The organism is Bradyrhizobium tropiciagri (assembly GCF_018130545.1).
Classification (GTDB): domain Bacteria; phylum Pseudomonadota; class Alphaproteobacteria; order Rhizobiales; family Xanthobacteraceae; genus Bradyrhizobium; species Bradyrhizobium tropiciagri_A.
In genome coordinates this window covers 324762-344728 of sequence record NZ_JAFCKF010000009.1, presented here as the reverse complement: position 1 = coordinate 344728, position 19967 = coordinate 324762, and the positions used below count along the sequence as shown (strand labels likewise).

Annotated in this window: 22 protein-coding genes; 4 read left to right on the top strand and 18 right to left on the bottom strand. The window is 65.0% G+C overall.

What is annotated here, in order from left to right:
• Nucleotides 1–28: 28 nt before the first annotated feature.
• Nucleotides 29–730: a TetR/AcrR family transcriptional regulator gene (locus tag JQ616_RS33510; RefSeq protein WP_212022258.1), complete on the bottom strand. Its 702-nt coding sequence runs from the start codon at nucleotides 728–730 to the stop codon at nucleotides 29–31.
• A 108-nt stretch (nucleotides 731–838) separates the two neighbouring features.
• On the opposite strand from JQ616_RS33510, the gene JQ616_RS33505 reads away from it, so the two are divergent.
• On the top strand, nucleotides 839–1459 hold the full coding sequence (locus JQ616_RS33505) for a hypothetical protein (RefSeq protein ID WP_212022256.1): 621 nt from the start codon (nucleotides 839–841) through the stop codon (nucleotides 1457–1459).
• 117 nt (nucleotides 1460–1576) lie between these two features.
• Here JQ616_RS33505 and JQ616_RS33500 read toward each other — a convergent pair whose 3' ends face one another.
• Nucleotides 1577–1810, bottom strand: coding sequence for a hypothetical protein (locus JQ616_RS33500; RefSeq protein ID WP_212022254.1), 234 nt, complete (start codon nucleotides 1808–1810; stop codon nucleotides 1577–1579).
• A 28-nt stretch (nucleotides 1811–1838) separates the two neighbouring features.
• The gene (locus tag JQ616_RS33495; protein WP_249137578.1) at nucleotides 1839–2237 is read right to left on the bottom strand and encodes a lysozyme inhibitor LprI family protein; all 399 of its coding nucleotides are present in this window, start codon (nucleotides 2235–2237) and stop codon (nucleotides 1839–1841) included.
• Between the two features lie 136 nt (nucleotides 2238–2373).
• On the opposite strand from JQ616_RS33495, the gene JQ616_RS33490 reads away from it, so the two are divergent.
• Both JQ616_RS33490 and JQ616_RS33485 read left to right on the top strand, forming a co-directional pair.
• Nucleotides 2374–3393, top strand: coding sequence for an adenylate/guanylate cyclase domain-containing protein (locus tag JQ616_RS33490; protein WP_212022252.1), 1020 nt, complete (start codon nucleotides 2374–2376; stop codon nucleotides 3391–3393).
• 187 nt (nucleotides 3394–3580) lie between these two features.
• Nucleotides 3581–4687, top strand: a complete 1107-nt coding sequence (locus tag JQ616_RS33485) for a DUF2336 domain-containing protein (protein WP_212022250.1) — start codon at nucleotides 3581–3583, stop codon at nucleotides 4685–4687.
• A gap of 170 nt (nucleotides 4688–4857) precedes the next feature.
• Here the strand turns inward: JQ616_RS33485 and ilvC are convergent, their stop codons facing one another.
• The 8 genes from ilvC to miaA form a co-directional block, all read right to left on the bottom strand.
• Nucleotides 4858–5877 (bottom strand): ketol-acid reductoisomerase, encoded by a 1020-nt coding sequence (gene ilvC / locus JQ616_RS33480; RefSeq protein WP_028342350.1) that lies wholly within the window; start codon nucleotides 5875–5877, stop codon nucleotides 4858–4860.
• A gap of 150 nt (nucleotides 5878–6027) precedes the next feature.
• On the bottom strand, nucleotides 6028–6636 hold the full coding sequence (locus JQ616_RS33475; protein ID WP_212022248.1) for a LysE family translocator: 609 nt from the start codon (nucleotides 6634–6636) through the stop codon (nucleotides 6028–6030).
• A 7-nt stretch (nucleotides 6637–6643) separates the two neighbouring features.
• The gene (locus JQ616_RS33470; RefSeq protein ID WP_212022246.1) at nucleotides 6644–7519 is read right to left on the bottom strand and encodes an EamA family transporter; all 876 of its coding nucleotides are present in this window, start codon (nucleotides 7517–7519) and stop codon (nucleotides 6644–6646) included.
• Nucleotides 7520–7554: 35 nt separating this feature from the next.
• Entirely contained in the window at nucleotides 7555–8250 is a 696-nt protein-coding gene (locus JQ616_RS33465) for a class I SAM-dependent methyltransferase (RefSeq protein ID WP_050628421.1), read from the bottom strand.
• Between the two features lie 3 nt (nucleotides 8251–8253).
• Nucleotides 8254–8796 carry an acetolactate synthase small subunit gene (ilvN, locus tag JQ616_RS33460; RefSeq protein WP_212022244.1) on the bottom strand — a complete coding sequence of 181 codons (543 nt, stop codon included), beginning with the start codon at nucleotides 8794–8796 and terminating at the stop codon, nucleotides 8254–8256.
• 21 nt (nucleotides 8797–8817) lie between these two features.
• Complete coding sequence (locus tag JQ616_RS33455; protein WP_212022235.1) at nucleotides 8818–9804, bottom strand: threonine dehydratase; 987 nt, start codon at nucleotides 9802–9804, stop codon at nucleotides 8818–8820.
• A 14-nt stretch (nucleotides 9805–9818) separates the two neighbouring features.
• Nucleotides 9819–11594: an acetolactate synthase 3 large subunit gene (locus tag JQ616_RS33450; protein WP_212022233.1), complete on the bottom strand. Its 1776-nt coding sequence runs from the start codon at nucleotides 11592–11594 to the stop codon at nucleotides 9819–9821.
• Between the two features lie 361 nt (nucleotides 11595–11955).
• Nucleotides 11956–12885: a tRNA (adenosine(37)-N6)-dimethylallyltransferase MiaA gene (gene miaA, locus JQ616_RS33445; protein ID WP_212022420.1), complete on the bottom strand. Its 930-nt coding sequence runs from the start codon at nucleotides 12883–12885 to the stop codon at nucleotides 11956–11958.
• On the opposite strand from miaA, the gene serB reads away from it, so the two are divergent.
• Complete coding sequence (serB, locus tag JQ616_RS33440) at nucleotides 12884–13789, top strand: phosphoserine phosphatase SerB (RefSeq protein WP_212022231.1); 906 nt, start codon at nucleotides 12884–12886, stop codon at nucleotides 13787–13789. The genes miaA and serB overlap by 2 nt on opposite strands.
• A gap of 100 nt (nucleotides 13790–13889) precedes the next feature.
• Here serB and JQ616_RS33435 read toward each other — a convergent pair whose 3' ends face one another.
• The 7 genes from JQ616_RS33435 to JQ616_RS33405 all read right to left on the bottom strand — a co-directional run bounded on the left by JQ616_RS33435 (nucleotide 13890) and on the right by JQ616_RS33405 (nucleotide 19865).
• The gene (locus tag JQ616_RS33435; protein ID WP_212022229.1) at nucleotides 13890–15389 is read right to left on the bottom strand and encodes a Do family serine endopeptidase; all 1500 of its coding nucleotides are present in this window, start codon (nucleotides 15387–15389) and stop codon (nucleotides 13890–13892) included.
• A gap of 208 nt (nucleotides 15390–15597) precedes the next feature.
• On the bottom strand, nucleotides 15598–15798 hold the full coding sequence (locus tag JQ616_RS33430) for a DUF2065 domain-containing protein (protein ID WP_050628416.1): 201 nt from the start codon (nucleotides 15796–15798) through the stop codon (nucleotides 15598–15600).
• A 95-nt stretch (nucleotides 15799–15893) separates the two neighbouring features.
• Nucleotides 15894–16793 (bottom strand): protease modulator HflC, encoded by a 900-nt coding sequence (gene hflC, locus JQ616_RS33425; RefSeq protein ID WP_212022219.1) that lies wholly within the window; start codon nucleotides 16791–16793, stop codon nucleotides 15894–15896.
• Nucleotides 16790–17929 (bottom strand): FtsH protease activity modulator HflK, encoded by a 1140-nt coding sequence (gene hflK, locus JQ616_RS33420; protein WP_212022217.1) that lies wholly within the window; start codon nucleotides 17927–17929, stop codon nucleotides 16790–16792. The genes hflC and hflK overlap by 4 nt, the downstream gene beginning before the upstream one ends.
• 144 nt (nucleotides 17930–18073) lie before the next feature.
• Nucleotides 18074–18586: a dihydrofolate reductase gene (locus tag JQ616_RS33415; RefSeq protein ID WP_212022215.1), complete on the bottom strand. Its 513-nt coding sequence runs from the start codon at nucleotides 18584–18586 to the stop codon at nucleotides 18074–18076.
• The gene (locus JQ616_RS33410) at nucleotides 18586–19071 is read right to left on the bottom strand and encodes a GNAT family N-acetyltransferase (RefSeq protein WP_212022213.1); all 486 of its coding nucleotides are present in this window, start codon (nucleotides 19069–19071) and stop codon (nucleotides 18586–18588) included. The genes JQ616_RS33415 and JQ616_RS33410 overlap by 1 nt, the downstream gene beginning before the upstream one ends.
• Nucleotides 19071–19865 carry a thymidylate synthase gene (locus tag JQ616_RS33405; protein WP_050628412.1) on the bottom strand — a complete coding sequence of 265 codons (795 nt, stop codon included), beginning with the start codon at nucleotides 19863–19865 and terminating at the stop codon, nucleotides 19071–19073. The genes JQ616_RS33410 and JQ616_RS33405 overlap by 1 nt, the downstream gene beginning before the upstream one ends.
• Nucleotides 19866–19967 lie beyond the last annotated feature (102 nt).

The following is a 19967-nucleotide window of genomic DNA, read 5'->3' as shown; positions in this document are numbered from 1 at the left end:
CTGACATGCCGCGACGAGCCGTGCGCCGCTAGACCTTGGCCGCAGGCGTCGCGGGCCTTGCAATGCCTGCGATGAAGAGGTCGACGATGTCAGCGGCCATCCGCTCGACCTCCGCTTCGCCGACGCCCCAACGCGGCAAATGCCCATCGATGTGCATCCGCGCAAAGCCGTAGACCAGCGCGCGGCCGGCGATCTGGACCTGCTTCAGGTCGCGTGCCACGAGCTGACCGGCTGAAAATGCCTCGGCCAGCGTGCGCTCGGTCAAGCCGATCAACTCGGCATTGTCGCTGGAGACGCCGGCTGAGCGGTCGTGGTCGAAGAAGCGGCGGCTGGAGATGATCTCAAAATGAGTCGGGTTCTGCATCGTCCAGCGCAGATAGGCGATCCCGAGGCAGCGGAAACGGCCGAGCGGATCGCCGGCCGGCGCATCGACCAGCGCGGTCTCGATCTCGGCGCGGAAGCGGCGCTGCGCCTCCTCGGCCACCGCGTTCATCAGGGCATCCCGGCTCGGGAAATGCCGGAACGGCGCGCCGGGCGAGACCCCGGCACGTCGGGCGGCCTCGCGCACGCTGACCGCCTCGGGCCCGCCCTCGCCGACCAGCTGCATCGCCGCATCGATCAGGACCCGGCGGAGGTCGCCGTGATGATAGGGCCTGGCCGCCGGCGCGCGCGCCGCGGCGCGGCGTGGCTTGGCCGGACGGACGGAGGGCGGTTTGGCGGGGCGGCGCATCGAGCATCCTCTAGCATCACCCCCTTGTGAATGTAAGCGCCGATTACACGGATTGCCGCACCGGCGATCGACATGTAACTGGTGATTACATTTCGAGGGAGGCTGGATATGTGGATGCGTCATACCTGGTTCGAAGGCTGGCGGCTGTTCGCCCTGCTCACGCTGACGCTGATCGGGCTTTCGCTCTGGATCGCGGGGATGCAGCATTTCGAGGTCGAGGGCGTGCGGATGGTGATCCGCTTCACGGCACGTACCTCGCTGCTGTTGTTCTGCCTCGCCTTCTCGGCGGCGGCGCTGGTGCGGCTCGTGCCGAACCCCTGGACGCGGTGGCAGCGCCGCAACCGCCGCTATCTCGGCCTGACGTTCGCCGCCTCGCATGGCATCCATGCGATCACAATCGCCGCGTTTGCGACCCTCGATCCAGCCGGCTTCGCGGCCGCGACCTCGGTCGTGTCCTACGTCTTCGGTGGCATCGGCTATCTCGTCATCATCGCGATGACCGCGACCTCGTTCCGGCCCAGCGCGGCGCTGCTCGGCCCGCACGCCTGGCGCAGGCTGCATCTCGTCGGCGGCTATTATCTGCTGGCGCAGTTCATGGTCTCGTTCGGCAAGCGGATTCCCGAGATGCCGCTTTATGCGCTGTTCCTGCTGCCGCTCGCCGCCGTGTTCGCGCTCAGGATGATCAGCATGAGCGCACGGCCCGCGCCGCAGCCGGTGCAGGCGGGCTAGAGCGTTTTCGAGCGAAGTGGATACCGGTTCGCGTGAAGAAAACGCGTCAAAACAAAAGTCTGGAGCCCCGTTCCGATTCCATCGGAACGGGAAAGGCTCTAGATCGACGGCGCGCCGCTAGACCAAATGAAACTTGCGGCCGAGCCGGCGATGCACCGACAGCACCGCGCGATCGACGTCGCTGATCAGGCTGTCGCCGAGCACGACATTCGGAATCTCCCAGTTGCGGCCGATCTGCGCATCTGGCAGCGCGGCGACCGCGGGCACGCGCGCGGTCTCGCAGCCGGGCTGGGCGCGCAGCGCCTCCTCGGCAAGTTGGGTCAATTCGTGCTGGCTCTTTCCGTCAGTCATGACCTCGGTCCTGACTCCGGAACATGGCTCACTGATGGCCGAGATTCCCCAGTTCCTTGGCGCGAGCTTCCGTCATGCTGCGCATGCATTCGCCGGCATCGAGCCGGGCGATGGTGCCCTCGCCGAGGTCGTAATACAGGCAGTTGGCGTCGCGGTACTGAATCCATAACCGCTGCGCGGTGCGGAGTTGCTCGCGCTGCTTGTCGCCGGCGGCATCCTTCAGCGCTTGCTGATAGGCGACGTTCATCCGCTTGTCCCACTGCGCGGTCTTGGCCTTGAGGCACTCGACCATCTGGTAGGTGCTGCCGTCGCAGGATTGCTCCGGATCACCTTGATCGCCGGCATGCGCGATCGATGCGGCGGCGATGAAAACGGCCGCAACCAGAGGCCCGAGCCTCCACACGCCTGTCGTAAGAACCGATGTCATGCCGCCATCCCTTTCCGATCGATCGTGCAGTCGGACCATACATTAGTGCGGCCGCAGCACATCCCGTTCATACCCTGTCGGACGGCGGCTGGCCTTCCCGATCTGCGCAGGATATTTGATGCAGGTGGAGGAGCCTATGCGGCGCACCCTGACGCCTGTGATTGTCCTGGCGATATTCGGCCTGCTCGTCGGCGGGCTGTTTCACTATGCCGTTGACGACAGCAGCGAGGCGTCGGTTGAGCACTATGTGCTCAGCGCAGTCGACGGCGCGGCCATCGCGCTGATTGTCTGGACGACGCATCTCTATCTGACCGCGCACGGCGGCTGGCTGCGGCGTCTGCCACTGATGGCCGAGCTGGTCGTGCGCTCCGTGATCATGGCCCTCGTCGTCGCCATCGCCGCCGTGGTGCTGGAAGTCGTGCTGTACCGGCACGGGCTCGAGACGAAATGGGTTCGCGACACCTTCCTGAAGATTATCGGCGTCGGCCTGCTGCTCTCCATCCCGGTCACGGCAATCTACGAGCTGGTCCGAATGATCGGCGGGCGAACGCTGCTCAATGTCGTGCTCGGACGCTATCGCCAGCCGGTGCGCGAGCAGCGCGTGCTGCTGTTTCTCGACCTGGTCGGCTCGACGACGTTGGCGGAAGCGATGGGCGAGCTGCGCGTGCAGGAGCTGTTGACGCGGTTCTTCTCCGACATCGACGCGCCGATCGTGGCGCATGGCGGCGAGGTTCACGCCTATGTCGGCGACGAGGTGATCGTGACCTGGCCGGCCGGCACGGGCGAACCGACACGACGCTACCTCGACTGCGTATTCGCGATCGAGGATCGCCTCGCCAAGCGGGCCGACTATTATCGCAAGGAGTTCGGCGTGGCGCCTGCCTTCCGGGCAGGAATGCATGCCGGTCCGGTGGTGGTTGCCGAATGCGGGGACTCGCGACGACAGATCGCCTATTTCGGCGACACCGTGAACGTCACGGCGCGGCTGCAGGCGCATTGCAAGGAGGCTGGCCGGCCGTTGCTGATATCGCGCGAGCTGCTTCGCCTGCTGCCGTCGGAGCCGGACTTTGCCATCGAGCCGCTCGGCGCGACGCAATTGCGCGGTCGCGCCGCGCCGATCGACATCTTCGCCGTCGCGCGGCGCGCATCGTGCTAAACAATCCCTTAAGACGCGCGTACCTTGGCGGCTGCATCGAAAGCGCGAATTGAATCGGATCCGGTCGCGGCCCGTTAAGGATGACGATGGACCCGTATTTGCACCGGGTTCCACCTTAACGCAGGTGTAAGGTCACTATCGATATCTTGCAGGCTGTTGTTATCAAACAAAACAAGGTTGCCCGTCGATGGCGCAACAGGCGTCACAATCGATTATTGCCGAACTCGAGGATGCGGTCCGGGACGGAACGTCGGCCAAGCGCGTGCAGACGCTGCGGCAGGTCACCGACCTGTTCCTGAACGATGGCGACCGCCTCAACGACGAACAGGTCAAGGTGTTCGACGACGTGCTCTGCCTGCTCGTCGCGCGCGTCGAGACGCGTGCGCGGGTCGAGCTTAGCAAGCGGCTCGCGCCGCTCGACTATGCGCCGTTTGAGGTGATTCAGCACTTGGCCTGGGACGACGACATCGGCGTCGCGGGCGAGGTCCTGACCCACTCCAGCCGCCTCTCAAACGCCGCACTGCGCGAGATCGCCAGCAGCAAGGGCCAGGACCATCTGTTCGCAATCTCGGCGCGGGAAAACCTGCCCGCTTCGGTCACCGACGTGATCATCGATCGCGGCGAAGACAAGGTGATCCGACGCCTCGCCAAGAATGCCGGCGCGCAGTTCTCCGACAACGGCTATTCCAGCATCGTCGCGCGCGCCGAAGGCGACGACGAACTGGTCGAGATCCTCGGGCTGCGCATCGACATTCCGGCCAAGCTGCTGCGCGACCTCCTGCAGCGCGCCAAGGATACCGTGCGCGCCCGCCTGCTCGCGATCGCATCGCCCCGGGCGCGCGAGGAGATCGGCCAGGTGCTGAACGACATCGCGCAGGAAGAGGCCGCCGCCCCGCGCCGCAACTACGGCATCGCCGAAGAGCTGGTCAAGCTGATGAAGCAGCTCAACGAGCTCGACGATGCGGCGGTCTACAAATTCGCCGAGCAAGGCAAGTTCGACGAGGTCACGGTCGCGCTCGCAGTGCTCAACGACATGCCGATCGCGATGATCGAACGCCTGATGCTCGGGCTGCGCTCCGACCTGCTGCTGATCCCGTGCCGCTCGGCGCGGCTCAACTGGCCGACGGTCGAAACCATCCTGCGCAAGCGGCCGCTGCCGCATGCCATCGATCATGCGACGCTGGAGATCGCGCAACGCGATTACCGGCGGCTGTCACTGGAGACCGCGCAGCGCACTGTGCGGTTCTGGCAGTTGCACAACCGGATCGAGAAGCAGCCGATGGCGGCCGGTTAGCGGCCGCTGCCTTGCGTGACAAAGAAAAAGGGTGGGCAACGCGCCCACCCTTTTTGATTCGATGTGTAGGTGCGTAGGGTGGGCAAAGGCGCTCTTGCGCCGTGCCCACCATCAAACGCCTGCTCGCGAAGGTGGGCACGCTTGCGCTTTGCCCACCCTACGCGTCAGCCTTAGTTCTTGCTCTTGTCGACCAGCGCGCCCTTCTTGATCCAGGGCATCATGTCGCGCAGCTTGGCGCCGACTTCCTCGATCGGGTGCTGGGCGAGCTTGGCGCGGGTCGCCTTGAACGAGGTCTGGTTGACCTTGTTCTCCAGCATCCAGTCGCGGGCGAACTTGCCGCCCTGGATGTCGGCCAGCACGCGCTTCATCTCCGCCTTGGTCTCGGCCGTGACGATGCGCGGACCGGTGACGTACTCGCCGTATTCGGCGGTGTTGGAGATCGAGTAGTTCATGTTGGCGATGCCGCCTTCATAGATCAGGTCGACGATCAGCTTCACTTCGTGCAGACACTCGAAATAGGCCATCTCGGGCGCGTAGCCGGCCTCGACCAGGGTCTCGTAGCCGCCCTTGATCAGCTCGACCAGGCCGCCGCAGAGCACCACCTGCTCGCCGAACAGGTCGGTCTCGCACTCTTCCTTGAAGGTGGTCTCGATGATGCCGGCGCGGCCGCCGCCGATCGCCGAAGCGTAGCTGAGGCCGAGGTCATGGGCGTTGCCCGACGAATCCTTGGCGATCGCGATCAGGCAGGGCACGCCGCCGCCGCGCTGATATTCGGAGCGCACGGTGTGGCCGGGGCCCTTCGGCGCGATCATCAGCACGTCCAGGTCGGCGCGCGGATCGAGCAGGTTGAAGTGCACGTTGAGGCCGTGGGCGAACACGAGCGCCGCGCCCTTCTTCATGTTGTCGTGCAGGTGCTCGCGATAGATGTCGCCCTGCAGTTCGTCCGGGGTCAGCATCATGACGAGGTCGGCCCACTTGGCGGCTTCGGCAACTTCCATCACCTTGAAGCCGGCGTTCTCGGCCTTCTTGGCCGAGGCCGAACCCTTGCGCAGCGCGATCGCCACTTCCTTGACGCCCGAATCCTTCAGGTTGAGCGCGTGGGCGTGGCCCTGGCTGCCGTAGCCGACGATGGCGACCTTTTTGCCCTTGATCAGGTTCAGGTCGGCATCGCGATCGTAGTAAACTCGCATCGTGGTTTCCTCGTTTGAAGGGGGCCAAAATCGGCCGATGAATCAGGCTTTCGGAAGGTCAGAACCGCCGGACGCCCGCGAATTTCCGGCGTTGTCTAGAGCATTTTTCCCCTCAGGGGAAACCCTCATCTCGCATGGCGCGGTGCGGCATCATGCGTCCATGAAGACCGGGTAGAGCGAGGCCAAGAGCAGCATGGCCATGACTACGTTGAAGGCACGGATCACCCGGGGCGAGGTCAGGACCGGCCGCAGGGCGGTGCCGAACAGGGCCCAGGCGATGCAGGAGCCCGTCCCCAGGATCAGGCTCAGGCCGACCTGGATCGCGATGTTCCAGGGGAAGGCGGCAATCGCCGCATAGGCGGTGATGGTGCCGATCACCATCACCCAGCCCTTGGCATTGATCCACTGGAACATGGCTGCGCCCCAGAAGGTCATCGGGCCGCGGCCGGACTTGTCATCGCTGTCCGCCGAGGGCGGCTCGGCCATGGCGATGACGGCGGCGAGATAGACCAGGTAGGCGACGCCGCCATATTTGAGGATCGTCTGCAGCACCGGATAGGCGATGAAGACGGCCCCGAGCCCAACACCGACCGCGCCGACCATGAAGGCGAAGCCCACCGTGATTCCGACGATGTGCGGCACCGTGCGACGGAAGCCGTAGGTCAGCCCCGACGACAGCAGCATGATGTTGTTGGGGCCCGGCGTGAAGAACATCACGACGGCGAACACGACAAAGGCGAACAGCAGCGAATTCGACATGATGCCCTCACGCGACTTTCGGCAGCGCTTTGGGCCGCTTCGACAGCAGCATGACGGCAATGCCGGCAATCACCGTGACCATGCCGGCCAGCCGCAGCGGCCCGAAGGTCTCACCGAACACGATGCTGGACGCGGCGGAGCCGACGAACGGCACCAATAGCGCGAACGGCACTACCTGTGCCGCCGGATAATCCCGCAGTAGCCGGCCCCACAGCCAATAGGCGATGCTGGTCGATATGCCGCCGAGACAGAGCACGCAGACGAGCCCCGTCAGCGACATGTGGCTCAGCGCCTGCCAGGTCGGCTGCGGCCCGTTGCCGATCAGGGTCAGCACCGCGAGCGGCACCGCGGCGGACAGGCAGAGCCAGGCGAACAGGTCGAACATCGGCGCGCCCTGCGCCTGCCGCAGCAAGAGATTGCCGATCGCAAAGCTGATCGGACAGATCATGATGATCGCAAACGCCGCGACGCTGAAGTCGTAGCCGACCGTGCCGCAGATCATCAGCAGTCCGAGTGCTGAGATCGCGATCCCGATCGCTTGGGTCCGTGTCGGGATCTCGCCGAAGACGATCGCGGCGAAGCCGATGGTGAACAGCGCCTGGCTCTGCACGATCACGCTCGAAAGCCCGACCGGGACGCCGTGCGCGATCGCAAAAGCCTGCGCGAGAAACTGGCCGAGGAACAGCGTGGAGCTGATCCCGATCAGCAGCGGCCACGAAACGTCAGGCTTGCGCAGGAACAGGCACGGCAGCGCGGCGATGCCAAAGCGCAGCGTCGTCATGAGTTCCGGCGAGAACTCATTGAGCGCGATCCGGCTTGCGACGAACGCAAGCCCCCAGATCACCGCGACCATGACGGCGATGCCAACATCGGCCGGCTTCATTGTTGTTCTTCTTTTGCTTCCGTTTCGGTCGGGATCTAGATTTGCTCGTCCGGCTTCGGCTTGCGCAGCAGATAGGTGCCGTGCAGCGGCGCGTGATAATCGGCGGCGACCAGCGTGAAGCCGGTCTCGGTCAGCATGCGCTCCATCACCCAGCCGAAGGTCGAGTATTCGTCGCGCATATGCGTCATCACGCTCTCGCGCTCGAAATCGTGATTCTTGATCGAGAAATCGGCCCAGCCCTCGACATCGCGATCGACGCCGTCGGGCATGCTGACGAACACCATGTCGCGCAGATAGAAGTTCGCGCCGGGCTTCAGCGCGTTGAAGATCCGCGACAGCGCCACGGCCTTCCAGAAGTCGGGCAGATGATGCAGCGTGAACTCGCTGACGATCAGATCGTAGGAGTTCGGCTGATAGGCAAAGGACAACAGCCCGGCGGGCTGGGTCCGGATCTTGGCCTTGCGGTCGCGCGCATAGATTTCGGCGAGCCCGATCATCGCCGGCGAGATATCGATGGCGTCGACTTCGGCACCCATCAGCGCCGCCTCGGTCGCCAACACGCCGTTGCCGCAGCCGATATCGGCGATCCGCCAGCCCGGCTTGACGCCGAGCATGGTCAGCGCCTGGCGGGCACGGACATCGCTGTCCTCGCTGACGTCATAGATCGAGGCAACTGCGGTATCGAGACCGACCTGCCGCCGTTGCGTGTAGTACCAGTCGCGCGCCAACATGACTCACATCCCTTCCGGCCCACGCGTGATCGCGGCCACCCCGGTTCGTGACACCTCGACCAGGCCCAGCGGGCGCATCAGGTCGATGAATTGACTGATCTTGGACGAATTGCCCGTGATCTCGAAGACAAAGCTCTCGGTCGTGGCATCGATCACCCGGGCACGGAACGCATCCGCCAGCCGCAGCGCCTCGACGCGGTGATCGCCACCACCCTTGACCTTGACCATCGCAAGCTCGCGCTCGATCGAGCTGCCGGTCAGCGTCATGTCGACGACGCGGTAGACCGGGATCATGCGGTCGAGCTGATGCTTGATCTGCTGGATCACCATCGGCGTGCCCGTGGTGACGATGGTGATCCGCGAGAGATGTTTCTGGCTCTCGGTCTCCGAGACGGTGAGACTTTCGATGTTGTAGCCGCGGCCGGAGAACAGCCCGATCACGCGCGCAAGCACGCCGGGCTCGTTCTGCACCAGGACGGACAGCGTGTGCGTCTCGTTCGGATCGTGACGCTCTTCGAGGAAATAGGCGGATGCGGGCTGGTTCATGGTCGTCCCCTTACATTCTTTTCACGCCACCGCCCGTCGGGCGGCCGGCGCAGCATCCGTCCCGATCCAGGTCCGGAACAGATCGAAATCGATATTGCCGCCGCTCAGGATCAGGCCGACCCGCTTGCCGGCGAGCTTGGCCTTTTCCTGCAGCGCGGCCGCAAGCGCCGCAGCGCCTGCGCCCTCGGCGAGATTGTGGGTGTCGGTCCAGTAGGCGCGGATCGCCTGTCCGACCTCGTCATCGGTAACCTGCACGATGCGCGAGGCGCCCTTCTGAATCAGAGCGAACGCATCCGCGTCCGGAATCCGCGTCGCCATGCCGTCGGCCAGCGTGTTGCTGGTCTCGGTGGTCACGATCTTTCCGGCCGCAAACGACAGCGCGTAGGACGGCGCCTCGGTCGACTGCACGCCGACGATCTCGGTCTTCAGCCCGAGCAGGTCGCGGGCCATGATGCAGCCGGAGATGCCGGAGCCCTGCCCGATCGGTACATAGAGAATGTCGAGATCGGGCGCTGACCGAAACAGTTCGAGCGCATAGGTCGCAACGCCCAGCACCAGGTCGGTGTGGAACGACGGCACCATGTGCAGGCCGGCGAACTGGGCACGGCGCTCGGCTTCTTCGCGTGCGGCCTGGAAGTCCTCGCCATGCTCGACCAGCTCGGCGCCGAACGCGTGCATGGCGCGGTTCTTCTCGACCGAATTGCCACGCGGCACGTAGATGGTCGCCGGCACGCCGTGACGGCCCGCGGCAAATGCCAGGCTCTGGCCGTGATTGCCGCGCGTCGCCGAGATGATGCCGGGCACGTCGGGCCGCTCCCGCTTCAGCCGCTCGAGATAGACCAGGCCGCCGCGCACCTTGAAGGCGCCGGTCGGCGTATGGTTCTCATGCTTGACCACGACCTCGGTGCCGAGCCGCTCGGCCAGCAACGGCCAGGCATACGCCGGCGTCGCTGGCACCGCGGTGCCGACGATCCTGTGCGCGCGCTCGAGCTCGTCGAGATCAAACATGATCCGCCCTCACCTCACACCAGCGCCTTGCCGCCGGAGAACGCCTTCGCAGTCGCCTCATCGGTGGCTTCTTCCGGCAACAGCATCTCGTTATGCGCCTTGCCCGACGGGATCATCGGGAAGCAGTTCTCGAGCGCGGCGACGCGGCAGTCGAACAGCACCGGGCGCTTGATCGAGATCATCTCCTTGATCGCGCCGTCGAGATCGGCGGGCTTGTGCGCCTGCAGGCCGACGCAGCCATAGGCGTCGGCGAGCTTGACGAAGTCCGGCAGCGCCTCGGAGTACGAATGCGACAGGCGATTGCCGTGCAGCAGTTGCTGCCACTGCCGCACCATGCCCATGTACTGGTTGTTCAGGATGAAGATCTTGATCGGCAGCTCGAACTGGACTGCCGTCGACATCTCCTGGATCGTCATCTGCACCGAGGCGTCGCCGGCGATGTCGATCACCAGGCTGTCCGGATGCGCCACCTGCACGCCGACCGCGGCCGGCAGGCCGTAGCCCATGGTGCCGAGACCGCCCGAGGTCATCCAGCGGTGCGGCTCCTCGAAGCCGAAGAACTGCGCGGCCCACATCTGGTGCTGGCCGACCTCGGTCGTGATGTAGGTGTCCTTGCCGCGGGTCAGCTCGAACAGGCGCTGGATCGCATATTGCGGCAGGATGATATCGTTGTTCTTGCGATAGGACAGCGAGTTGCGCGCGCGCCATTGCGCGATCTGCTGCCACCACGCCTTGATGTCGGACTTCTTGGCTTCCGCCTTGAACACCTGCAACAGGTCGCCGAGCACGTTGCCGCAGTCGCCGATGATCGGCACGTCGACGCGGATGTTCTTGTTGATCGAGGACGGGTCGATGTCGATGTGGATCTTCTTCGAGCCCGGCGAGAACGCGTCGGTGCGGCCGGTGATGCGGTCGTCGAAGCGCGCGCCGACGCACAGCATGACGTCGCAATCATGCATCGTCATGTTGGCTTCGTAGGTGCCGTGCATGCCCAGCATGCCGAGCCAGTTCGGACCCGACGCCGGATAGGCGCCCAGCCCCATCAGGGTCGAGGTGATCGGGAAGCCGGTCGCCTCCACCAGCTGGCGCAGCAGCTGCGAGGCCTCGGGGCCGGAATTGATCACGCCGCCGCCGGAATAGATCACCGGGCGCTTGGCGTTGGCGAGCAGCGCCACCGCCTTGCGGATCTGGGTCGCGTCGCCCTTGACGCGCGGCGTGTAGGAGATGTGCACGTCGGACTTGCGCGGCGGATGATAGGTGCCGGTGGCGAACTGCACGTCCTTCGGCACGTCGACCACGACCGGGCCGGGCCGGCCGGTGGTGGCGACATAGAAGGCCTCGTGCAGCACCCTGGCGAGGTCGTTGACGTCGCGCACCAGCCAATTGTGTTTGGTGGCGGGCCGCGTGATGCCGACGGTGTCGCACTCCTGGAAGGCGTCGTTGCCGATCAGATGGGTCGGTACCTGGCCGGTGATGCAGACTAGCGGGATCGAATCCATCAGCGCGTCAGTCAGCGGCGTCACCATGTTGGTGGCGCCGGGACCCGACGTCACCAGCACAACGCCGGGTTTGCCGGTCGAGCGGGCGTAGCCCTCAGCGGCATGGCCGGCGCCCTGCTCGTGGCGGACCAGGATGTGCTCGACCTCGCTCTGCTGGAAGATCTCGTCGTAAATCGGAAGCACCGCACCGCCGGGATAGCCGAAGACATGCTGCACGCCGTGATCGATGAGCGCGCGCACGATCATCGCGGCGCCGGTCATCTGATTGGGATCGTGGCTCTTGTCGGTCATGGTTCGCTCCGGATGCGCTTGTTTTTGCGCGGCTTTTGTCAGTTCTCGTCAGTTCGGCTTCGGGCAATAAAAAGGGGCCCCAGAGGCCCCATGCACACCGCCCGAATTTGGATGGCCGCTAGCCATCCCCGGCGGTGTGTCTGGGTACGACGGCGATAAGCAGTTTGGTAATAATGTTGCGCACGAGACGACCCAGTCTTCCCAAAGGTTGCGCGAACATAGCGGCCAAAGCCTGAATGTCAAGGCAAGGCAAGCACTTTCGCGATTTTTGGAGTGTAACGGGGTTCCGGCCGTTCGGCGAGTGTTTTTGCGCGGCACAACGCGCATGGCTGACGGGCGCACGCCGGTAGGCCGCATTGGCCTAGGGGATGAGGCTCTCCAGCCGCTCCTTGGCCGCCTCCGGCGCCACCCACTCGAATTCCGGGAGCTGGTGGCGAAACCAGGTGAACTGACGCTTGGCGTAATGGCGGGTGTCGGCCCGGCCGATCTCGGCGGCCTCCTCCCGGCTGATCTCGCCGTTCAGATGCCGGATCAGCGCCGGGACACCATGGGCCTTCATCGCCGGCAACAGCGGATCGAGCCCGCGCTTAGCCAGCGCCGCGACCTCGTCGTGCGCGCCGCCATCGAGCATCGTGCCGAACCGCGCGTCGATCCGCGCATAGAGCTGCGCGCGATCCGGCGCGAGAAACAGCGCATGGAATTCACCAGGCGGCAGCAGCGGCGGCAGTCCCTCGCGATGCCAGTCCGGCAACGGGCGGCCGGTGGCCTCGACGACCTCGAGCGCCCGCGCGATGCGGGTGCGATCGCGCGGCTTCAGCCGTTCGGCCGACACCGGATCGCGCGCGGCTAGCTCGGCATGCAGCGCCTCGACGCCGCGCTGCTCCAGCCTTGCGCGCACGCCGTCGCGCACATCGGGGGGGATCGGCGGCACCGCCGACAGGCCGCGCGTCAGCGCCTTGAAATACAGGCCGGAGCCACCGATGAAGATCGGCAGGCGCTTGTCCGCACGGGCCTCGCCGAGCACCCTGGTCGCATCCGCCACCCAGGCGCCGGCGGAGAAATTCACGCCGGCATCGACATGGCCGTAAAGCCGGTGCGGAACCAGCGCCTCCTCGCTTACGGTCGGCCGCGCCGTGATGATCCGGAGGTCGCGATAGACCTGCATCGAGTCGGTGTTGATCACGACCCCGCCGGTCCGCTGCGCGAGCGCCAGCGCCAGCGCCGACTTGCCGCTTGCGGTCGGCCCTGCGATAAGCACTGCCTTGTCCAACAATCCCGAATGCGCCTGCATGTCCCTCGTTGCCACGCTGATCTGCAATCCTGCAAGCCCCGCGCTCGACTCCACCACGGTCGACGGCGCACGGGCCGTGCTGCCCTCACCCGGCCCGGCGCAGTGGCTGTTCAACGAGGTCGCCGTCGACATCCCGTTCGAGCAACAGGACGCCAGCAGGGACGACATCAAGGCGATCGAAGCCCGGCTGCGCCAGGCCCGCGGCGACCTGCCGATCGACATTGTCGTGCAGCCTCGGATCGGCCGGCGCAAGAAGCTTTTTCTGGCCGACATGGATTCCACCATGATCGGCCAGGAGTGCATCGACGAACTCGCCGATTTCGCCGGGCTGAAGGCCCATGTTGCCGCCATCACCGAACGCGCAATGCGCGGCGAGATCGAATTCGAATCGGCGCTGCGCGAGCGCGTGGCGCTGCTCAAGGGTCTGCCGGTCAGCGTCGTCGACGAAGTGCTGGACAAGCGCATCACGCTGACGCCGGGCGGCCGCGAGCTGGTCATGACCATGCGCGCCCACGGCGCCTATACCTGCCTGATCTCCGGCGGCTTCACTTTGTTCACCAACGTGGTCGCGGCGAAGGTCGGCTTCCAGGAGAACCGCGCCAACCAGTTGCAGGTCGCGGACGGCAAGCTGACCGGCGAAGTAGTCGAGCCGATCCTCGGCCGCGCCACCAAGCTCGCCACCCTGATCGAGCTCACCGAATCCTTCGATCTCGACGATATCGACACGCTGGTGGTGGGTGACGGCGCCAACGATCTCGGCATGATCCAGGCCGCGGGCCTCGGTGTCGCCTATCACGCCAAGCCCGCGGTCGCGGCCGCCGCGGCGGTCCGGATCGACCACGGCGATCTCACCGCGCTGCTGTACGCGCAGGGCTATCGGCGGGATGAGTTCGTCGAAGCCTGACGGGCTCACACAAGGCCGTCATGCCCGGGCTTGACCCGGGCATCCATCTTCATCGCAAGATGATGGATTGCCGGGTCGAGCCCGGCAATGACAATCAGCGTTACTGCACGCCGAGCGCGACGAAGCGCAGTTCGCCGTCGCCGTTGGAGACCAGCAGCAGCACGGACTTCTTGCCATCCTTCTTGAGCTGATCGACACGCTTCTTGATGTCGGCGGCGCTGGCCACCGCCTCCTGCGCCACCTCGACGATGACATCGCCGGCCGACAGCCGCTTCTCGGCAGCGTCGGAGGCATTGTCGACGCCGGTGACGACGACGCCCTTCACGCTGTCCTTGATCTTGTACTTGGTGCGCAGGTCCTTGCTCAACGACGCCAGGTCGAGACCGAGCGCCTTCTGGGTCACCGGCTTCTCGGCGGTGTCGTCCTTCGGCTTGGCATTGGCCTGCTGAACCTTGTCATTGTCCTCAAGCCGGCCGAGCGTGACCTTGCGGGTCTCCTCATTGCCCTTGCGGATGATGACGACGTCGACTTCCTTGCCGACCGCGGTGTCAGCGACGATGCGCGACAGGTCCTTCGGGTCCTTGACGTCCTTGCCGTCGAACTTGACGACGACGTCGCCGGGCTCGATGCCGGCCGGCTTGGCCGGGCCCTTGTCGTCGACGCCGGCAACCAGCGCGCCGCGCGCCGGCTTGATGTTGAGGCTGTCGGCGATCTCGTCGGTGACCTGCTGGATGCGCACACCGAGCCAGCCGCGGCGCAGCTCGCCGAACTTCTGCAACTGGTCGACGACGCCGGCCACCGTCTTCGACGGCACCGCGAAACCGAGGCCGATCGAGCCGCCGGTCGGAGAGATGATCAGCGTGTTGACGCCGATCACCTCGCCGTCGAGGTTGAACAGCGGTCCGCCGGAATTGCCGCGATTGATCGCGGCGTCGGTCTGGATGTAGCTGTCATACGGACCCTGGCTGATGTCACGGTTCTTGGCCGAGACGATGCCCGCGGTCACCGTGCCGCCGAGGCTGAACGGGTTGCCGATCGCGACCACCCAGTCGCCGAGGCGGATCTTGTCACTGTCGCCGAACTTGACCGCGGTGAGCGGCTTCGGCGGCTTGAACTTCAGCACCGCGAGGTCGGTCTTCTTGTCGACGCCGACCACCTCGGCCTTGATCTTGGTGCCGTCGTTGAGGATGACGTTGATCTCGTCGGCATCCGCGATGACATGGTTGTTGGTGACGACGATCCCCGCGGTGTCGACGATGAAGCCCGAGCCGAGCGAGTTGGTCTTGCGCGGCTGGAACTCGCCGCCCTTCTCGCCGCCCTTGCCGGGCGGGCCGCGGCGGTTCTTGAAGAAGTCGTCGAAGAATTCCTCGAACGGCGAGCCTGGCGGAAGCTGCGGCATCGCGCCGCCGCTCTTGGCCTCGATGGTCTGCGAGGTCGAGATGTTGACGACGGCATCGATCACCTTCTCGGCGATGTCGGCAATGCCCTCGGGTCCGCGCGCGAACGCCGGCACGGAGCTCAGCATGCTCGCAGCACCGATCGAGATCGCGGCTCCCATCATGCGGAGGCGACGGCTCAGGGCTGGTCTGGCAGCGATCATGTCGGAGTTTCTCCAGGCAAACGGGTTCAAACTAGGTTGGTCGCAGGCATGCGCCCGAGGTCGCAGCTGTGCGCCCGTGACGGCAGAGTGCGCCCGAACGGGCGTATGGCGCAAGCATCTCAGCCGGGCATTTCGGCGAAAAACCGGCAGCGCGAGGCTCACGATTATGTTGATTCTGGCGCGATCTGCGCAGCGGAACAGGCAATGTTCAGCGCCGCACCACCCAGATCAGGATGAGCCCGGCGACCGCCGAGCCGATGCCGACGATGCGCAGGATGTTGTCGGGTGTGGCGAGCGCGCTCTTCATCGCTCGGCGCATCCAGGCAGGGCTTGCCGCGAACAGGATGCCTTCGAGCACGAACAGGATTCCCAACCCGATGAGGAAGTCGCCGAACGCTATTGACCTCATCGGATGGCAACCTCCCCGCACGATGTTGTTATTCTTGAAACGGCAACGACGCGTTGTCCGCGTCGCTGCCAAGTGGTGATGTTTACGTCGTGACGTTACTGCTTCGGCGCGGCGGCCGCCTCAGGCGGCTTGCCGCTGGCACTGCCGAAGTATTTGAAGAATTCCGAGTCCGGCCGCAACAGGAAACGCGTGTCGTTGGGCTTGAGGCCGTTCTCATAGGCCGTCATCGAGCGGTAGAACGCGAAGAAGTCCTTGTCCTGGCCATAGGCTTCGGCGAACAGGCGGTTGCGTTCGGCATCGCCGGCACCACGGGTCTGATCCGCAGCCGAGTTCGCCTCGGCGACGATCACGGTCGCTTCGCGGTCGGCCTTGGAGCGGATCTCCTGCGCCTTCTGGTCGCCCTGGGCACGGAACTCGGCCGCCTCGCGCTGACGCTCGGTCTTCATCCGGTCATACACCGCCTGGCTGTTCTGCTCCGGCAGGTCGGCACGGCGGATGCGGACGTCGACGACCTCGATGCCGTAGCCGTCGGCTTCCTTGTCGAGCTGTTCGCGGATCCGCGACATCAGCTTCTCGCGCTCGTCACGCACCACCGTGATGAAGTTGACCTCGCCGAGCACGCGGCGCAGCGCCGCGTTGAGCAGCGTGGTCAGCTGCAGATTGGCGGCCTGAATCGAGCCGACACTGGTGTAGTAGCGCAGCGCATTCTTGATGCGATAGCGCGCGAAGGCGTCGACCACGAGCCGCTTCTGGTCGGAGGCGATCACTTCCTGCGACGGGTTTTCGAGATCGAGGATGCGCTTGTCGACATTGATCACCGAATTCCATGGCGCCTTGAAGTGCAGGCCGGGATCGGTGACGACCTCGACCGGCTCGCCGAAGCGCAGGACGATGGTCTGCTCGGTCTGCTGCACGGTGAACACCGAGCTGTAGCCGACGGCAAGGACGATGAAGAGAACGATCAGGGACAGGATGCCGGTGACAGGGGACCTCATCGGGTGGCTCCCTGCTGGCCGGTCGTGGCCGGCGCTGCCGGCGGACGCTTCGTCGTCAGTTCGCCGAGCGGAAGATAGGGCACGATGTTCTGGCCCTGGCCGCCGTCGTAAACCAGCTTCTCGGAGCTGCCGAGCACTTTTTCCATGGTCTCCAGATAGATGCGCTCGCGCGTCACGTCGGGTGCCTTCTTGTACTCTTCATAGACCTTGAGGAAGCGTGCGCTCTGGCCCTTGGCCTCGGCGACCGCCTGCTCCTTGTAACCTTCGGCGGCCTGCAGGATCTGCGCTGAACGACCGCGCGCTTCCGGCACGATCCGGTTGGCATAGGTCTGCGCCTCGTTCTGCTTGCGCTCGAGGTCGGCGCGCGCCGCCTGCACGTCGCGGAATGCGTCGATCACCTGCGCCGGCGGATCGACCTTCTGCATCTGAACCTGCGTGATCTGGATGCCGGCGTTATAGGTATCGAGCGTCTTCTGCATCAGCTCCTGGACGTTCTGCTCGGTGACGTTGCGCGCCCCGGTCAGGATCGGCTGGATCTGCGAGCGGCCGATCACCTCACGCATCGCGCTTTCGGCGACCGCCTTCACGGTGCCTTCCGGATTCTGGATGTTGAAGAGATAGGCGCCGGCCCCGCCCGGCTTGATCCGCCAGAGAACGGTGAAGTCGACGTCGACGATGTTTTCGTCGCCGGTCAGCATCAGGCTCTCTTCCGGCACGTCACGCATGGTGCGGCCGCGGCGAGCGGGATCGTCGATCAGGGTCATGCCTATCGAGATCGTGTTGACGCGCAGCGCCTTCGGCAGCAGCACCGTCTCGATCGGATATGGCAGGTGATAGCGCAGGCCCGGCTGCGCATCCCGGTCATACTTGCCGAAGCGCATGACGACGCCGAGTTCTTCGGACTGGACACGGAAGATGCCGGTCGCAAACCAGATCGCGAGCGCGGCGACCAGCACCAGCGCGATGCCCATGCCGCTGAAATGGCCGCCGGGCAGCCACTGCTGCAGCCGGTCCTGGCCGCGCCGCAGCAGATCCTCAAGATCCGGCGGCCTCGGCCCGGCTGACTGCGGACCCGTGCCCCACGGCCCTTTCGGACCCGAGCCCCATGGCCCCCCGCCTTGATTTTTCCACGGCATTAAACATCTCCTCGGCAAGTCCGGACGGGACGCCCGGGCTCGAATGTCCGGCCCGGTTATAGGGGACCGTCAGGGCCCTTACAACGCAAGCTTCCTGGCTCGACGAGCTATGCGCCGGGCCAAAATTGTCAATGCAAACATTGGTTAACGTTGGCTGCGCCGACGATATGTCACATAGGAGAAGTCGACGCTGTCGTCCGGGCCTGCCGGATTCCGCACGCGCGCGACCTCAACCCAAGCCGACGCATCGATTTTGTCGAACCGCGTATCGCCGTCAGGCCGGGCGTGGACCTCGGTGATCTCCAGGCGATCGGCGATGCCCATCCATTGCGCATAGATCTCCGCGCCCCCGATGATCGCAATTTCAGTGGCGAAACGCCGCAGCGCGTCACCAAGCGCAATTGCGTGCGCGTTCTCGAAAGAGTTCGTGACGATGGCGCCGCGCGCGCGATAGTTCGCATCGCGTGTCACCACGATGTTGGTGCGTCCCGGCAGCGGCCTGGGCAGCGACTCGAACGTCTTGCGTCCCATCACGATGGGCTTGTTCAGCGTGATCGCCTTCAGGCGCCGCAGGTCCGATTTCAGCCGCCACGGAATTGAGTTGTTGTTTCCGATCACGCCGTTCTCGGCGACTGCGACGACCAGCACGATCTCCATCAGCGCGTCCCTTCCGCGAGCGCCGACAGCGCCGAACCGGATACGCGGCAAATCGTCCATTCGTCCATCATCTCGGCACCGAGCGACTTGTAGAACGCGATCGACGGCGCGTTCCAGTCGAGCACCGCCCATTGCAGCCGCGACCAGCCATTGGCGAGGCAGTGCTGCGCCAGATGCACCAGCAGTGCCTTGCCGATACCCTTGCCGCGCAGCGCCGGGCGCACGAACAGGTCTTCGAGATAGATGCCGTGGCGGCCGGCGAAGGTCGAGAAATTGACGAACCAGACCGCGAAGCCGGCCGGCTCGCCGTTCCATTCCGCAATGTCGCAGAACAGCCGCGGGTTCGCACCGAACAGCGCTTCGGCGATATCAGCCTCGCTGGCATGGACCTCGTGCAGAAGCTTTTCGTAGTCGGCGAGTTCGCGGACCAGCGAGAACACCAGTCCGGCCTCATCGGGGCGCGCGCGGCGGATCGTCAGCGACATCAGACCGCGACTTCGGCCTTGATGTGCGGGTGCGGGTCGTAGCCTTCGAGTTTGAAGTCCTCGTAGCGGAACGCGAAGATGTCCTTCACGTCTGGGTTGATCGCCATCGTCGGCAGCGGCCGCGTCGGCCGCGTCAATTGCAGGCGCGCCTGCTCGAGGTGGTTCGAGTAGAGATGCGCATCGCCGAGCGAATGCACGAAATCACCGGGCTTCAACCCGGTCACCTGCGCGACCATCATGGTCAGCAGCGCATAGGAGGCGATGTTGAAGGGCACGCCGAGGAAAACATCGCCGGAGCGCTGATAGAGCTGGCAGGACAATTTTCCGTTCGCGACATAGAATTGGAACAGGCAGTGGCACGGCGGCAGCGCCATCTTGTCGACCTCGGCCGGATTCCAGGCGCTGACGATCAGCCGCCGCGAGTCCGGGTTGCGCTTGATCATCTCGATCACGTTCGAAATCTGGTCGATGCTGCGGCCATCGGGTGCCGGCCACGACCGCCATTGCGAGCCGTAGACCGGGCCGAGATCGCCATTGGCATCGGCCCATTCGTCCCAGATCGTGACGCCGTTGTCGTTGAGATATTTGATGTTGGTGTCGCCGGCGAGGAACCAGAGCAGCTCGTGAACGATCGCCTTCAGCGGCAGCCGCTTGGTGGTCAGCATCGGGAAGCCGGCCGAGAGGTTGAAGCGCATCTGATGGCCGAAGATCGACAGCGTGCCGGTGCCGGTGCGGTCGTGCTTCTCCGCGCCATCGGCGAGGATGCGTTCGAGCAGATCGTGATACTGGTTCATGGCGTTGGTTTCGGACCCTTCGGGGGAAGCGGCGAACTTAACGGCCGAGGCTGCCGGCCGACATGCCGATTCGGCTGAGTGCACCGATTATACCCTGAAAAG